Annotated in this window: 9 protein-coding genes; all 9 read right to left on the reverse strand. The window is 45.5% G+C overall.

Annotated features, from left to right (window positions below; translation table 11 throughout):
• Positions 1-18 precede the first annotated feature (18 nt).
• A complete protein-coding gene (locus OCV99_RS11140; RefSeq protein WP_158370608.1) occupies positions 19-1,782 on the reverse strand; it encodes an endo-1,4-beta-xylanase in 1,764 nt (587 codons plus the stop codon).
• A complete protein-coding gene (locus tag OCV99_RS11145) occupies positions 1,763-4,048 on the reverse strand; it encodes a carbohydrate binding domain-containing protein (protein WP_158370610.1) in 2,286 nt (761 codons plus the stop codon). The genes OCV99_RS11140 and OCV99_RS11145 overlap by 20 nt, the downstream gene beginning before the upstream one ends.
• Positions 4,045-5,142, reverse strand: coding sequence for a carbohydrate binding domain-containing protein (locus tag OCV99_RS11150; RefSeq protein ID WP_227193476.1), 1,098 nt, complete (start codon positions 5,140-5,142; stop codon positions 4,045-4,047). The genes OCV99_RS11145 and OCV99_RS11150 overlap by 4 nt, the downstream gene beginning before the upstream one ends.
• Positions 5,143-5,253: 111 nt before the next feature.
• Positions 5,254-6,300: a response regulator transcription factor gene (locus OCV99_RS11155; protein WP_158370614.1), complete on the reverse strand. Its 1,047-nt coding sequence runs from the start codon at positions 6,298-6,300 to the stop codon at positions 5,254-5,256.
• A complete protein-coding gene (locus tag OCV99_RS11160; protein ID WP_158370616.1) occupies positions 6,297-8,066 on the reverse strand; it encodes a sensor histidine kinase in 1,770 nt (589 codons plus the stop codon). Before OCV99_RS11160 ends, OCV99_RS11155 begins: the two co-directional genes overlap by 4 nt.
• Before the next feature lie 5 nt (positions 8,067-8,071).
• On the reverse strand, positions 8,072-9,526 hold the full coding sequence (locus tag OCV99_RS11165) for a response regulator transcription factor (RefSeq protein ID WP_262575473.1): 1,455 nt from the start codon (positions 9,524-9,526) through the stop codon (positions 8,072-8,074).
• 23 nt (positions 9,527-9,549) lie between these two features.
• Positions 9,550-11,172, reverse strand: coding sequence for a type 2 periplasmic-binding domain-containing protein (locus OCV99_RS11170; protein ID WP_158370620.1), 1,623 nt, complete (start codon positions 11,170-11,172; stop codon positions 9,550-9,552).
• 289 nt (positions 11,173-11,461) lie between these two features.
• Entirely contained in the window at positions 11,462-16,855 is a 5,394-nt protein-coding gene (locus OCV99_RS11175) for a beta-L-arabinofuranosidase domain-containing protein (RefSeq protein WP_262575478.1), read from the reverse strand.
• 9 nt (positions 16,856-16,864) lie between these two features.
• Complete coding sequence (locus OCV99_RS11180) at positions 16,865-17,137, reverse strand: hypothetical protein (protein ID WP_158370624.1); 273 nt, start codon at positions 17,135-17,137, stop codon at positions 16,865-16,867.
• Between the last annotated feature and the right edge of the window lie 129 nt (positions 17,138-17,266).

Raw genomic sequence — 17,266 nt, forward strand, 5'->3', positions numbered from 1 at the left:
TCTATATGATACTTATTTTTATATACTATCGTCCAGAATTGAGCCAAAAAATGCCGGTTTTGGATTCAGTTCTTCATCAAACAATAATGGATAATGGGTTTCTCCGCCGTTATTCAGCCAGGTACGGCTGTCGTTCAATCCCCAGAAAGTAACATTCGTTATATTGACAATCCCTTCGTCGTCAAGCTGCTTTAATGTACGGAAAATCTCTTTATAACGTGCCGACAATTTCTGCTGCCCTTCCACAGAATTATCCGTCTGTTGAATGTCCAGCTCGGTAATCTGAATTTCCAGTCCCATCTGCGCAAATTTCCGAATAGTGTTTTCATAATTCTGCACCGATGGATATTCCAGAAGAATGTGGCTTTGCATTCCAATTCCGTCTATCAAACCTTCTTCCTGCAATTTTCCTGCCATCTCACAGATTGCCGCATCCTTTTCGTAGCAATTAAAGTCATTGTAGAAGAGCTTCTGCTGTGGATCCGCATACTTTCTTGCATAGGAAAAAGCCTTTTCCACATAGTCCGCTCCGATAATCTGATACCAGTAGTTTCCTTCCGCAAGCATCTGTCCTTCTTCCGGCGAATTGGCATCGATAGCTTCATTTACCACATCCCAGCAGGTGATAAGCCCCGGATAATTGCTGTTAAAATATGTCATTACCTGACAGATATAGTTTTCCATTCGCTTAAGCATGACATCCCTGGATACCAAAGGCGCGTCCGGTGCGTCGCTGAATCCTTCTGTAAAAAGCCATTTCGGCGTCTGCTTATACCAGACCAGCGTATGGCCCCGAAGTTTCATCCCGTTTTCTTCTGCAAACTCAAGAAGCGGAATTGCTTCTGTCACTTCTATAACAGGGTATTCTTCTTCCCCTCTCGCCACAGTCTTCTGATGGTTCAAAAGAGCTGCGGGCTTCATAGCATTTTCACAAGTCATGTAAGAAAACTGTTCCTGAATCAGCGTTCTTTCCTTTTCGCCGTTAAGCGTTCTCGGCTCAAGCGCCACTCCTATGGAAAAATTGTCAGCGTATAGCTCCCGCATCCGGTAAAGAATTCCGGTTTCTTTATATTGTTCGTAGAAATTCCGTTCTCCTTCCTCCGGCATCGTTACGCTTACTTCCAGGAGTTTACAGAATCGCTGAATCATTGCCGCGCACTCAGCGCGGTTTGCCGTTCCCTGCGGATTCAGCCGTCCCCGGTCTCCTGTAATAATCCGGCTTGCTGCCGCCCACGCCATCGCATCCTTTGCATAACCGCTTACCTTTCCTTCATCCGGGAAATCTGACAGTTCTGCCCGGCCGGAAACATCCATCTCTTTACTCTTTGCATAGCGGTAGAGTATCACGGCCAGCTCTTCACGGGAAATATTTTTCCCCGGCTCAAAAAGCCCTGTATCCGTATATCCGGTGATAATCTTGTTTTCATTCGCCCATATAACAGCTTCCGAATAGAACTCTCCCTGCGGCACATCCGAGAATTTTTCCTTATATACCACATCCGGGGTATTTTCCATTCTGTAAATGATGGTTGCAACATGTGCTCTTTTCAGTTCCGTTGCCGGTTCAAACATCGTCTGTGTCATACCGGTCATAATTCCCTGCGAACTCACGTAATTCACAACCTCATAATACCAGTCGTCTTCTGTTACATCCTGAAATTTTATTCCCCCCTGCTCTTCCGATGCATAAACCGGGAAATCTATAAGTCCCGCGGCTGCCGGGACAGTCAGCGTCACCGCCATCAGCACCGCCGCGCATCTCTTAAATATTCTTATCTTCAAATTTTCTAATCTCCTTTTTACGCTTTTTTTGTATACCAATCCCTCCCACAGAAAGGATTCCAATTGTTAATGCACAGACAGACACCTGCTTCCATGGAATCTTCTTTACCGTCTCAATGTAAGTCTGACCCAGATTCTTGATCCAAACCGGTCCTGATTCTTTCTTTTCTTTATCAGGCTGCGCGGCAGGCTGCATATCCGACTTTAATTCCACATCATCGATTAAAAAGGCAAGCTCCGGATCCGTCGCTTCAAAATAAAGGACAATTTTTCCGGTCTTTTCCCTCACCAAATATTCTCCTGTAACCTGGGTCCATTCGCCTTTCTTTATATCGGAACCCGCCGCAATCCAGTGATAGGAAATCTCGCCAGCCGCATCCTCTTCCTGTATGCAAAACCGAATCTCCTGCGGTTCGCTCTTCTCATGTTTTGTCCAGAAGGAAACATGCAAGTATTTTCCCTGCAGACCGGCGTCGGTAAAGTCCCTCTCTACTCCATGCCAGCTCAATGTTCTTCCGCTTACGGAAAGTGCTTTACTGCCGCCGTGTGCCTGGCTGGAAATTGCAGCTTTCCCCTCACCACGGTTATCAAAAAACGGGCTGCCATCTTCAAAATCAATCGTCAGAACAGAGAAAGGCGCTACACTGCTTCTCTTCTGTTCCGCCGCCGCGGATGCGCCGCCGTCTGTATTGCTGCCGTCCGGCGCTTCTGATTCCTCAATCCACTGCGTCGTCTGCAGATTCACGTCATCAATTACAAAAGACGCAGAAGAATCAGAACTTTCAAAGTAAATCATCGGGCAAACGGTCTGCGGCTGTATATTCACACCGCCTTCCAGGGAAATCCAATTACCGGGAAGGGTTTCTCCGCCCGCAATCCTTGTATAACTCACATTTCCTTCTGCATCCGTCTCCTGCAGTGTCAGATAAATATCTGCTATACGGGAAGAGGTGTTCTTAACCCAGAAGGATGACCGAAGTCCTTTTCCTTCCAGCGATGCCTGCGAAAGATCTTTCTCCACTCCGTGCCAATTCTGTGTCCTTCCGGTTACGGCAAGTGCTTTCTCTCCCCGGAAAGCATCCGGCACAACTTCTCCCTTTGCATCACCTCTGTCCGTAAACCAAGGGTTCCCATCTTCAAAATCAATCAGAAGATTTTCAAACGGAGTAACCGGATCTGATGGGGTAACCGGATCCAGCGGCTGAACCGGATTTGCTGCCTTCCCGGCTGCCAGGCTCACACAATCTACAATAAAAGGATCCGTTCCTTCCACTTCTATATAAACTGCCGCGGATGCGACTCCCTGTCCAATCGTATATCCATTCTCACAGGAAAGACTGACCCAGCTTCCCGCTTCCGCTTCCACCCACGCAAGCGTCTGGTATTCCTGCGTTCCATCCTCTTTTGTCAGCCGCAGCGTAATCGCAGCGCGGCGCTGCTTTTCTGACAGATTCTTAACCAACGCCGCTGCAGAAACGGAAGTTCCGGAAAGCGTCTCTCCCTTTTCTAAAAACGCAGACACATCTTTTAACGGTCCTTCATAGCTCTCTGAGCGATTACTTACGAGAAGTCCCGCGCTTCCCTGATATCCTTCGCTCCGGGTAATCTGAAGTTCCGGATTACCCATCTTATCAAAATAAATCTGCCCATCTTCAAAATCAATTGTTCTTCCACCGGGCTCCCCGATATCAACTTCCGGTTCCTCTACTTTTTCCTCCGTCTCTATCGTGATTTCCACCTGGTCAATACTAAAAGAAACTCCCACTTCCTTCGTTTCAAAATAAAGAACCGGAATCCGTGTATTCGAAGCCACCGTAATTGTGCCCGACAGTTGTTTCCATTCTCCCGGAGCTATTACCACATCCCCTTGTATCCAACTATAAGCGGTTGTCCCGTCTGTCTTTTCCTCCTGAAGCGTCATATGAGAGGTAATCTCATAGGCCTCATTATTCCTGACATAAGCGGAAACCTTCAATACATCATTTCCGGAAACCAGGTCCGACAGATCCTTCTGCGCTCCGTTCCAGCTTTCTGTGCCTCCGCTTACCGACAAATAATTTCCTGACCAGGCGTTCTCATCTGTCACAACCGCCACCGCCGCTCCGCGGCCGGTAAAACCGCCGTCTCCATCTTCAAAGTCCACCGTAATCGCTTTCGTCTGCGCTGTGGCAGGCATAACCGGCACTTCCGCCGTTCCCAGAAGAATCGCCACAAAAAGGATCCGGGCAAGCTTTTTCTGCCATTTCTGATATCCGGCTGTTCTCATGACTCATCCTCCTTTTCTGAAACCTTTATCGAAACATCATCCAGAATAAAAGACGCTGATGCATCCCTGGACTCAAAATACAGTACGGGCCGCACGGTATCCACACTCACCGGAAGGCTTCCCTTCATCTCAACCCATTCTCCCGCCGCTACTTCTTCCGTCTGTGCCACTGCGCCAAAAACAACCTCTCCGGACAATTTTTCCTCTGCCAGTGTAATCGCAAAGGCTGCGGGGCTGTCTGAATTATTTTTCAACCGACAGCTTACCTCTATGGTTTTTCCCTCTATCTGTACTCCATAGAAATCCTTCTCTACCCCATGCCAGCTCTCCGTGCGTCCATCCACCGCCAGCGCTTTCTCGCCGCTGTAAGCATCCGCCGTAATCGTTCCGGTTCCATTTCCCCGGTTCGAGAAATAAGTTTCTCCATCTTCGAAATCCAGAAAAATATCTGAAAACGGTTCCACATCCGAATCGTTCTCTCTGTATCCGATTTTTGCAGTACTGCCGTCGTCCACTGTCACCCGGATATTGTCCAGCATAAAGTCTTCGGTCCCATCCGCCTCAAAATTAAGCTGCGGCGATGAAGCGTCTGCGTATACCGGAATCTTTCCCTCCACATATACCCATCTGCCGGAGGGTACCGGTTCTGTCCAGACACTTTCCGGCCACTCAACGATGTCCGAATCCGGTCTCTGTATCTGGAGCGTACAGCCAATGGCAATCTCTTCTTCTGCTTTATGGCGAGTCCAGAAAGATACGTACAGCCATTTTCCAATAACATCCTGATCCTCCAGCATCAGAAATACGCCGTCTCTCTCGTCTTTCCTTTCACCAACCCGAAAACAATTGTCACTGTTATGACCTTCCTCCTGCCAGAACAGGCGGCCTCCCCCACAAGAACCAAAATACAGCGTCTGGCTCTTATCTTCTGCATCATAATCATAGAGTACTCGGGTACCCTCTTCTAATTTTTCTGAAATTTCCCCAGAAGGATGAAATTCGGTTTCACTGTAATTTCCGCCGCAGCCTGTCAGCAATAACACAATACTGATAACGGCAGCCTTGCAGACCAGCGGCAGGTATCCGTCTCTCATATGTCCCTCCTTTTTGCGAAGCTTCATCCATCTTATCTCTAGTTTATCCGAAGCTTCGCCCTCTGTAATTATACAAGATATAGTTATCACTCAAAAAAATAAACAATTTTACTATTTCCGATAATCAGAAGGAAGACTTCCCCTCTGTTTCACGAAATACTTTAAAAAGGTAATATAATTTACATAGCCGACGCGCACAGCGATTTCCTGCCATGACAATTCCGTCCTATCCGCAAGGCGAACCGCTTCTTCAATTCTGATTCTCTGCAGATAATCATTCACACTTACGCCGGTCGCTTTCTTAAACTTCTGTCCGAGATACGCTTTATTCATATAAAATTTTTCTGCAAATTCCTGTACAGAAATATCCTGCCTGTAGTTTTCCCTGATAAAAAGCCTCATATATTCCACAGGATATTCACTGCCGGCTCCCTTTTCTTCCATAATCTTAAGAATACTCCGGTGAACACATTTGCCCACACTTTCTTTGTTCAGACCGCTTTCCTCTCTTGTCCGCTGCCAAAACACCTGCAATTCTCCGTTTCTATGGCCCAGTCTTTCATCCAGCAGACGGAATAAAAGCATCAGCAGATCTTCCCATATTCCGGTTTGTTCATTTTCCCCCATATCATCTGCCAACAGTTTTCCAAGCAGAACATCTACATTTTCCACATGAAAACCGAGAATTTCTTCCGCCAGTCTTTCGAGATCTCCTGTCATTTTAACCGACGGCGGTTTCTGCGTCTGTGCCACTTCTTCCAGGATTTCATCCCTGTACTTTTTTCCCTCTATCTCTTCTTTTATATTATCCAGGGATTCAAAAAGTTCCTTCTTTGTAACCGGTTTCAACAGATAATCCCGAATGCCAAGCTCCAATGCCCTCTTCGCATATTGGAATTTTCCATAGCCGCTTACAATGATAAAAATAAATTCCCTTCCCCATACTTCCCGCATCTGTTCTGCCATTTCCAGTCCGTCAATGCCATCCATGCAGATATCCGTAATAATAATATCCGGTTTTAAATTAACGGACTCCTTCATCGCCTGCAACGCGTCCGTATATGCGCCAATTACACGATAATCTTCCCTTTTCTCTATCAGACTTTTCAGATATTCCAATGCCAGCGGTTCATCATCTACCAATATAATCTGAATCATTCTCTTCTACCCCCCCCCAAATATATTTTAAATCCGAAGCAAGCTTCTCCATCATGGACCTCCATAATCATTTCTGCCTTATCTTTATAATAAAGGAACACCCTGTTATATACATTCTGAAGCCCTACGCCTTTCCCTTTCTCGCTTTTTTTCTGGAAAACAGACTGCCGCAGCGCCTGCATCTGTTCTTGCGTAAGACTCGATCCGGTATTTACCACCCGGATCACCACAGAATCCTCTTCCTTCTTTACACTTACTTTCACCTGACCGTATCCGTTCATCTTATGAATACCATGCTTGCAGGCATTCTCTACCAGCGGCTGTACGCTCATCTTGGGAATTCTGAATTCCTCCGCTTCCGGATCAACTGTAATTGAGAAATCAAACCGACTGGAAAAACGCAGTTTTTCAATATCCAGATACATTCGGATAAATTCTATCTCCTCCCGCACCGTAACCTGATCGTCACTCCAGTCCAAGAGCTTACGCATCATAATCGCAAGGTGCTCAATGGTCCACGACACCTCGTCATAATGATTTCTTTCACTAATCGCAAGGATTGCATTCAGTGTGTTAAATAAGAAATGAGGATTCACCTGACTAATCAGAACATTCAGCCTCGCCCGCATTCCCTCCAGTTCCAATTCCTTTTTCTGCATATTAAGCGCATAAACCTCATTAATCAGCTCATTAATCTGGTTCATCATCCGGTTAAAGCTCTGAATCGCAATTTCCACCTCATCGTTATACTGCTTCGTCCGAATCGGTGAGAAGTCTGTCTCATCGAATATTTCCATGCGGTTAGCCAGAATCCGTAAACGGCTTGTATATGGACGAATCAGAAGAACCATAATGAAAGCCGAGCATAAAATAATTAAAATAATCAAGCCGCCTGTCTGCAGTGTAATCCTGGACACCTCTTCCGCTGCCGCATCTGCAGCGACAACACCAAGCACGGACCAGCCTTCCAGCGTCCCTGTCAGCCCGGATGTGCAGGTAACAATATCCTCACCCTCTGCAATCCGGTCTGCCTGTGTGAAATTTACCATATCATAAGGCTCATATTCCTGATCCGTGGACGCCACCACCTGATTCTGCGGATTGATCAGATAGTATTGAACGCCGGTATCCGTATCCTGCAGCCAATAATAAATCTGCTCCATAGACAGGAAGATCTGGATTGCCATCTTATACTTATACTCCGGATTATAAACCGGAATCTGATAAAGGACGGCAATTGACGGCTGTCTGATACCACTGGCTTCAATATCATCCTTATACCGCACCCAGGATACAATTTCCACATTTCCTTCTTCTGCCTCCAGTTCTTCCAGCCATACGGCCATCTGGGGATACTCATCCAGGCGCCGGTATACGGAAGAATTATACACAGTCGGGTTTTCCGTATATACCCGTATCTCACTCATTCCCTGAGCCGCTGTCATGATTTCCTCCAAGAAACTGGTAATGGAACTGTTGTAGCTCTGGTAAAACTCATCATAGCTTCCGTAGTCCTTTTGCAGAATCTCAACCAATGTCTCGTCGATACTCGCCGACACGGCAATATTTTCCGCCCCTTCCAGTGTTTTTTCAATATTCCCGGTCGCCTTCTCAACAGAATTCTGTAGATTATCTCTGGTTCGTTCCTGGAAAACCGTATCAATCTTTATATGCAAAAAAACTGCAAGCAATAAAACCGGCAGGAAAATACAACTAATGTAAATTAACACAACTTTTTTGCTCAATGTCATTTTTATCTTCTTCATAGCTGTTATCTCTTTCTGAATTCTGTTGGCGTCATCCCATTTTTTTCCCGGAACTTCCTGCAGAAATAATCCGGATTTGAAAATCCGGAATCCATAGAAATCTCTATCACAGAATCCGAACTCTCTCTCAGGCATTTTTCTGCATATTCCAGACGTACTTTATTCAAATACTGTCTAAAAGTCATTCCGGTCTCTTTCTTTACCAGCTTCCCCAGATAGACTTCGTTGTAGCAAAGCTCTCCCGCCATGTCCTGAATGGTAATATTCTCATGAAAATGCTCCTGTATATAAACCGTAATCTGGCTGCCAGTCTGATTCTTATCTATGCTTTCTTTCTTCTCGCGGATAATCTGCATCCAGATATCCCGAAGCTCTTCAAAAAACATCCATGAAACCTGCCACTTAAGCTGTTCTCCTGTCTCATCCTTCATTGCAATCAATCTGGCAAGCACAATAATCCGAAGCTGCCTTGGCTCTATATTGCGGCCGCGGAGAGCGGCGCAGTAATTTGACACCTGCTCACAGTCCCGGAAGTTCTCTTCCTCCGGCTCCTCCAAAATCTCATGGCAGTATAGGGCATTCTGTTTCTCCAGCCATTCTCTGTCCTCCTGACAGAACACCCGGCTCCTTTTCTCCCGGTAGAAGCAGTAGTCCATAACCTGAGTAACCAGCTTCCAGGCTTCCCCTATTTCTCTCCGGCTGCCGACAAGTCCCAGGTCCATGACAACATATGCCGTGTCCCTGACATCTGTCAACGCATGTATCATCTGCTTTCCCAATCCCTCTTTCTCAAAATCTAAAACAACTGCTGCAAAATCCGAAGTCAGAAACATTATCTCGTAAGGCTCCGGGACAAGGTGTTCATTTTGCAAAGCCAGCATCAATACTTCCCGGCTCCGTATCCCTTTTACTGCAAGCATTCTCCTTTGTCTCTCCTGCAAATTTAAAATCAGCTCAAGCTTATATAATTCTTCCTCCTCTGCCACGCCATTTAGAAACCTTGACAAATACGAACAGCTCAGATTCGCGAGACTCCTGTCCGTCTTTTCCCTGACCGCCCGTTCCCGTTTTTCTCTGTCCATATCCTCCTTGATCTCTGCAAGCTTCTGTGTGACCTCTCTGCGTATAATCGGCTTCAGGATATAATTCTCCACACCCAGACGCATTGCCTCCTTCGCATAATCGAAGGTTCCATATGCACTGAGTATGACAAATTTCGGCTGAAAATGCATATGCTCTCTCACATACGCAATCAACTCCATTCCACTCATTTCCGGCATTGCTATGTCTGTAATAACCAGATCCGGCTGGTATTCCGCAATAATCTCCAACGCCTGTTTTCCGTTTTCCGCACTTCCTACAAGTTCAAATCCCAGATTTTCCCAATTCACCAGAAACTCCAGCGCCTCTCTTGCAAATGCTTCGTCATCTACAATCACTACTTTATACAATTCCTTCATATCAGCACCCACCACCACATTTATCAGGAAAGGCTTTCCTGAATGCATTCGTTAATATATTGGATAAAATTCTCATATCCGGTCTGCTTATATTCTTCGCAATACTGCAGCCACATACCGTCAAAATTTTCTGTTCCACAAGTAATCACTCTGGGAATCCATGCCGTATTACATGCAGTTGCCCTGGACGACGCAATTTCCGCCGGCGTCCCGTCCACCGGGCTGAATCTCCAGGTAGGAAAATAAACCGGCTGCTCCAGCGGATCTAAAAAGAAATCGCCCCAGCTTGTCATATGATAATTTCCCAGAAACTGCCTATCATACTCCGTCAGCGTTTCCTGAAATTCTCTCAATTGATTTCCCACCGTTGCAGCATTCCCATCAGAATAAGTTCCTTCTATTTTGGGGAGATGATCGAAGAGAGTTTCCGCCGAATTCTTATAGTCCCAATCCTCCGTATACTGCTCCACCCTCATCTCCTGCGTACGGTAGAACATTCCCTCTTCATCCACAAGATAGTCTTCTCCCTCTATCCCCCAGGAAAACAGTTTCTGCCATTTTTCATCCAGCAGCGTATCAAACAACTCCAGTACTTTTTCCGGGGACTCGCAATCCACCGAAATCATAAATCCACTTGTCATGGAAACCGTATTATAATCCATGTACTGCTCCCGGATTCCTTCCTCATACACCAGCGGAACAGAGACATACGTGCGTTCATTCATTCCCTTTTTCCCAAGATAAGTATTCGCATCATTAATATTCCATGTCTCATCCGCAAAGCCCAGTACATTTCCTTTCGAAAGGCGGTCTAAGTACTGCTCATGGCTGATGATACATGCCTCCGGGTCTATCACACCTTTTTCATATTCTTCGCACAATTTCCAATAAAACCTCCTGGAAATGTCCTCCGTTCTGAAATCAAACGCAATATTTGTCACCGGATCTACAATGCAATTTGCATTATTGGGATAACCTGCCAGCAGCGCCGGAGGATTCACAAGACCGTAATTTGACGTTCCGTCATTACAGATAGTATACCCGATCGTTTTCTCCCCATATAATTCCGGATAACGCTCCATATACCGTTCAATCAGATCAAAATACTCATCCAGCGTAGCAATCTTCGGATAGCCAAACTCCGACAAAACCACTTTCTGAATAAAAAACCCGGATCTCCAATTGTTTTTAACCTGTAACGCCTCTCCTTGTAAAATCCCATAATCCGGGAGAATATAAATGTGCCCGTCCTCTTCTGTCATAAGCTCCAGATAAGGCTCATAATGGCTGTACAAATTCGGATAGTCCGGAAGCAAATCCTCAAGGGGAACCGCACCTCCTCTGTCGATAAGCAGCTCACTGGCATCCAGAATATCCGTATAATCTCCGCTTGCCGCCATCGCTTTTCTTTCCTGCTCTCCATCCCCTGTATAAGTAACAAATTCAAATTCCACATGAAGCTCTTCTTTCAATTTCTGATAAATCTTATTATTTGCCGACGGCTGCTCTCCATCTGTAAAAACAGACAAATGCAGGTTCTCCTGCCCATCTTCCTTCACCGGTTCTGCTTCTTTGCACCCGGCTACCGTCAGCGACAATATCGTTACAGCAATTACTTTCCATATGAATGTAAAACTTCTTCTCATACCATGTCATTCCTTTTGCAGTATACTTCTCTTTTTACACGAATAAATTATAACACAAAACAAAGAAAAAGATGGCTGTTGCCAGCCATCTTTTTCTTTGTTTTGTAAATTTTATAATATTTCAGTTCAGCCATAAGTCGGATTGTGGGTGAATCATGCTTGCATGAATGAACACACGATCCGGCTTATGATCGGAGCGCCAGTTTATGAGCAAAAATAGCTGCATAGCAGCGGAGAAGCATCGTAGATGCGTTTTGCGAATGGCGCGGGCTGAACTGTTACTTATTTATTATTTACCAAACTTCTCCATGAATCTCTGGATAATAATCGCGCATTCTGCACGGCTTGTGTCACCCTGCGGGTCGAGACGGTAAGAACCATCTTCATTTTCTTTACCGGCAATGATTCCGTTGGCTACTGCCCACTTCATTGCCTCTTCCGCAAATTTCGTTACCTTATCAGCGTCTGTAAATGCGCTGATATCGGTCGGTTCTTCAGATTCATATTCCATATGCTTCGCGTAACGGTACATCATCGTTACCATCTGCTCACGGGTAATCGGATCATTCGTTCCAAAGTATCCGGAATCTGTATAACCCGTAACAACCTCCGCTTCAGCCGCCCAGATGACTGCCTTTGAATAGAACTGTCCATCCGGTACATCCGGGAATCTTGTCTCATACTCTACTTTCGGCTCACCATTAAGACGGTAAAGAATCGTTGCAAACTGTGCACGTACCAGCGTTGCGTATGGTGAGAAATGCGTAGGATCTGTACCCGTCATGGTTCCTGCAAAGTAGTTGTAGTATGCTGCATTGTAGAACCAGTCATCTTTCACTACGTCTACATATGGCAGTCCCTTGCTTTCCAGAGCCTCTGCCGCTTTGTCAAGCGCTGCAGCCGCATCATCAATTTCTTTCTGTGTTGCATCTGCATCTGCCAATACTTCTTTCGCCTGATTCAAAGCTTCTTCGTAAGCTGCCCAGCTTTCTTCCGTATACTTATCTTTCTCGGTATCCGGCACTGCTGCCTTAATCGCTGCTTCCAAAGCTGTCTTGTCTGTTTCATCCGGTTTCGCCGCTTCCTTCACAGTTACCTTGAAGGTTGCCGTCTTTCCTTCGTATGTTACAGTTATCGTCTGTTCGCCGGTCTTAGTCTTGTCATAGCCGCTTACTTCGTAGCCTTCTGTGATTTCTTTTTCTTCACCATTGCTGTATTTTGCAGTCACTTTCATTCCGTCAAGGTCAAGCTCTTCCCCTGCCGTGTACTCCGTCTTCGTCGGTGCTGTTACTGTAATGGATTCCAGAGTAGCCGGTTTCTCTGCTTCCTTCACTGTTACCTTGAAGGTCGCTGTCTTTCCTTCATATGTTACTGTTACCGTCTGCTCTCCGGTCTTTGTCTTGTCATAGCCGCTTACTTCATAGCCTTCTGTGATTTCTTTTTCTGTATCATCAGAATACTTCGCAACTACCTTCATTCCTGTAAGGTCAAGCTCGTCACCTACTGTATACTCCGCCTTCGTTGGTGCTGTTACCGTAATGGATTCTAATTTCACTCCGCTTACCAGAGCTTTTACCTGGTCTGCCGTCATCGCATATCCGGCAATGGTATAATTGTCAATCAGGCCTTTATAATACTCGCCTGTTTTCCAGTTTGCCTTACCGATATACAGGATACTGGAATTGCCAAGGATATCAATCAGACCATATTCACTATTCTGTTTTGCTTTCTGCACTCCGTCAATATAAATGGTAGTATCCGTCTCTGTATATACGATTGTCACATAATGCCAGTCATTGGTTCCTACCGTCGTGCTTGCATTTGTCGGTCTTGCACCTGTATTCTTGTATCTTTCTGCCAGAAGGGTTCCATTATTATTCAATGCTCCCAGATAAACTTCCGTCCCGAAATTCTGCTCGTCCTCATTTGGCGCTGCGAAGAATCCCCAGTTGGTCGTACCTGCCTCCGGTTTTGCCTGGAAGGAAACGGTCATTTCCTTCTCTCCTGTCAGAAGGCTGGATCCGGTTGTTTTCGTTACTTTCAGGAAATCAGAAGTTCCGTTCAGATAAATCGCTTTCCCTCCATCGTGATCCTGAAGGGTATAGGTACCTTCTGCCACTGCATATCCATTGGTAAATCCGGTCTCTTCATCGTCAAAGTCAAACTCTGCCAGGATATCCGGTCTCTCTGCTGTTCCTTCCTTCACAATCATAACCGTATAAGTCTTGCTAGTCGTATGATCCTGAGCTTTGGATACAATTGAGAGAACCATTTCCTCTGATGTAAGTTTAATCTCTCTTGCCTTGGTATCGTCAATCAGGATACCATTTACATAAATCAATCCACTCTCCATCTGCGGAACTGCTGTCATGGAAATGGTTTCTGTGTCTTTCGGAACCGTCAGGGTATAATCTGTCACATCGCCTGCAAATTCCTGTGATAATTCTCCTGTATCAAAGGAAAGGGCTTTCATCTCTGCGTTAGTATCATAAGCAGTATCATTTATAATGCTAATTCCGTATAATCCGCCTACCAATGAATTATTTACAGACGAGAACTTAATCGTTACCTTTCCGTCCTCCGCCGCTTTCACAAGATCTGCCGGTATCTCAATTGTGTGAACATAGAATCCGGTATCTGACGGTGCATCTGCAAATGCATATGTTTCAATAACGGTTCCGTCTACACTGATTTCAAATGTACGTCCCTTATCTCCGGAGTAGAAGGTTAAGTTCAGATAATTATGATCTGCGTCTTTATCAACATTCATATCATAGCTGAACCAGCCTCCGCCGTACGCATGACGATACTGTCTGTCATTGTATACGCCCACGCCTGAGTTATCGCTTTTCTGCAGATTCTTTGCCAGCTCAGAGTTATTATCGTCAAAGTTATACAGATAATCTACGCTGATCTCATTTTCACGAAGCTGCTCCTTCCCTTCCAGGATACGGTCCTGTGCAGCCTGAGAGTCCTCGCCCTCCAGATACATATAGAGACCATAGCTTTCTTTGTATCTCATGTAATGCGGTGTATAAATCAGCTCGTCAGAATCTGTGTTATTCAGCTTAAACTGTACCTGTCCGTCTTCACTATCCTCAATACGAACCAGATTCTTCTCAATATCTGCCTTCCATTCTTCCACATCCTTATAGTTCTCCATCAGAATGGTGGTCTTTGCATTCGGATCCAGCGTACCGACACGCACAAGGATTCCATTTGCCGCAGAACGCCCAATATTGTCTGTTCCTAAAGCAGTGCTAAGCACTACCGGGCCATACTTGAACGCTACCAGGCTCGGCTTATCCGGCATGTCATATACCTGTACGGTCATCGGCATCTGATAAGAAATCTCGTCTCCGGCTTTTACATTCTCTACCAAATAGTATCCGTTCTCTTCTTTCAGAGTGATTTCTTTATCGTTCACTTTAATCACAGCTTCTCCTGCCAGCCAGTCCGGCTTACGCAGTCTAAGGACTGTGCCGCTCTTTACGCTTCCGCCGTCTGCTGCTTCCACCTGGAAGGTTACGGTATCTTCATTCGGCATATTTGCTGTCTGTGTCAGCTTCAGATTATTGTCCGCGTCTGTATAGGTAGAAGAGAAGAACATATGTACATATACACTACTTCCCTCTGCATAATAAATGTTATCACCCAATTTGGAGAAGTTCTCCATACCGGTTCCGGTACAGCACCAGAATTCATCAAACGGACGGTTAAATACCTTGTTATATCCAGGCGCCATCGGCTGGAAATACATGGTGGTTCCTGTCTCTGGATTCTGAGAAGACAGAATCGCATTAATATAGGTATTTTCAAAGTAATCCATATACTTCTTATCCTTGGTCAGTTCAAAAAGAGCCTTGGATAATTTCAGCATATTGTAAGTATTACATGTCTCGCAGGTAAGCGCCGCATCATAGGAACCCTTGGTCGCATCCGCGCCAATCTTGTCTGCCGCATGGAAATGCTCAGACTGGCTGTTACCGCCTGTTACATAGGTATGGTGGTCTACCACGATATCCCAGAAATTCTCTGCGGCTTGCAGATACATATCCAGTTCATTCTTCTCTGCCTCTGTCAGTTTATTATAATACTCATCATTCTCTGTCAGAACCGTGTATCTCTTCAATGCTCCCGTTAGCTTCGGAATGGTCGTATTGGCATGTTTTCCATTCAGCACATCCTGATTATTTGCCAGCTGCTGGAACAAAGCCGTTTCATCAAAATACTGCGCCGCTACCTTATAGTGATCGTTGCCGGTCAGATTATAAAGCTCATATAACGCTTCATTCATACCGCCATACTCAATAGACAGCATCTTATTCTTATCCGTCAGCTTCTGCATACGGTTGTACAGGTATTCGCCAAAGCCTTCCGCCACTGCCAATGCACGCTCCTGAAGGGAACCGTCATCCACATTCTTGCTGATATCAATCAAACCCGCCAGCACCTTGTGCAGATTATAATACGGAACAATCACTTTGTTATCGTCGCCTGTCGCAGAATCCACGCCGTCCACTCTCTTCAGGCATCCTTCCGGGAACGCAGAGATATAACCTGCATGATCCGGATATTTTGCCGCATAAGCATTCTGACAATTCTCCAATCCGGTTACTGCTTCCTCAATCTCTGTAAGAAGCTGTGCTTTCACATCTGCGTCGTCACTGCTCAGATACGCTTGGGACAACGCTGACATATAATGTCCGAAAGTATGTCCGCGGAAATTGCTTCCGGAACTTCTCTCCCAGCCGCCATATCCTGATGAAGTCGTTGGCGTCAGACCTGCCACTTTATAGAATTCATACAGGAACTTCTCAGAGTCCAGGCTCAGAAGATAGTCCTCTTCCTTTTCTGACGCATTCACCAGATAATCATCTGCCAGCGTCACATCTCCCATAATACTTGTCGGTGAAAGGCTTGTCTCTGTCTTTGCAAGAATCGTCACCGTAAACTTCTTCGTTACAGCAGTTCCTCCCATATAGGATACGGACGCTGTCAGAGTTACCTCCACATCCTCTTCTCCAATCTCCGGACGGGTCACTTTCCCATCTGCCGTAATAATATCTTCGTCACTGGACGTCCATGTAATATCAGACCCAGACTCACCCTTAGATGGGAGTGACAAGTTTCCTTTCGTCTCGGTCGCAATCGTAAGCGCATCCGCATCTGCCTGGGCAATTGCTTCCTTGTCGATAGGTCCTGCTCCTTCTTCATATAAAGCAGTAACCTCTTCCAATGTCGCCACATCATTAAAGAGCTGATATTCATCAATCGCAGCTTTCAAAGAAGTGGTTTTATACTTCGGACCGTTCCATCCGATAGACTTCTGCATAGTCTCATCAGAGCCAAGAATTCCTGTTGCATCCCCGGCAATTGCATAATTAACTACCGTCTGGCATTCCGTTCCATTCCGATAGAATTTTACATCTTTTGTTTCTTTATTATAAGTAACAACAATATGCGTCCATTCATCCGCCTTGAAAAATTCTGACCGGGTCATTCCCGTAACTGCCACATTGTAAGGCTGTCCGCTTGCAGGGCCTATAGAGATAAGCAACGGCTGGTTGTCATTCAGAGATGATACATACCACCCATCTGTATTATATTCATTCTTATTCCAGGTAATAATCTGTTCCCCGCTCATTGTCCCATTTGGCTTCAGCCAGAAAGAGAGTGTCAGATTCTCCGGCTACAGATCTGTACTCGTTCCCAAATCCACATACTTGTCGCCGTTTAACTTAAGCGCCTGTCCTACGACACCATCTACGTATTCCGCAGTCCCGGATGAGATGGTTCCGTTGTTGCCTTTCGTGCTGCTGTCATCTAAGTTGTCCTCAAACTTCAGATCCAGCACTTGATTTTCCAGTGTTTCTTCACTGTTTTCCGCCGCTGCAGCCGGAATCCCCATAGACATCGTCATAACCGCCGACAACAGCAGTGCAAGAAATCTTTTTCCTTTCATAATATCCTCCTTAATTGTAATTTTCCGGAATCTTTATCCCTAATTTTATAAGGCTTTCAGACTCCTATTTCAAAAAAATCGCCAACCTTTTGTCAAAAGCACTTGACAAATCACTCAAAATTTACAGAG

The organism is Dorea acetigenes (assembly GCF_025567385.1).
GTDB classification, from domain to species: Bacteria; Bacillota; Clostridia; order Lachnospirales; family Lachnospiraceae; genus Claveliimonas; species Claveliimonas acetigenes.

Coding starts and splice junctions, on each gene's coding strand:
- OCV99_RS11160 (WP_158370616.1), bottom strand. CDS start 8,066: ATGAAGAAGATAAAAATGACATTGAGCAAAAAAGTTGTGTTAATTTAC.
- OCV99_RS11165 (WP_262575473.1), bottom strand. CDS start 9,526: ATGAAGGAATTGTATAAAGTAGTGATTGTAGATGACGAAGCATTTGCA.
- OCV99_RS11155 (WP_158370614.1), bottom strand. CDS start 6,300: ATGATTCAGATTATATTGGTAGATGATGAACCGCTGGCATTGGAATAT.
- OCV99_RS11150 (WP_227193476.1), bottom strand. CDS start 5,142: ATGAGAGACGGATACCTGCCGCTGGTCTGCAAGGCTGCCGTTATCAGT.
- OCV99_RS11170 (WP_158370620.1), bottom strand. CDS start 11,172: ATGAGAAGAAGTTTTACATTCATATGGAAAGTAATTGCTGTAACGATA.
- OCV99_RS11180 (WP_158370624.1), bottom strand. CDS start 17,137: ATGAAAGGAAAAAGATTTCTTGCACTGCTGTTGTCGGCGGTTATGACG.
- OCV99_RS11145 (WP_158370610.1), bottom strand. CDS start 4,048: ATGAGAACAGCCGGATATCAGAAATGGCAGAAAAAGCTTGCCCGGATC.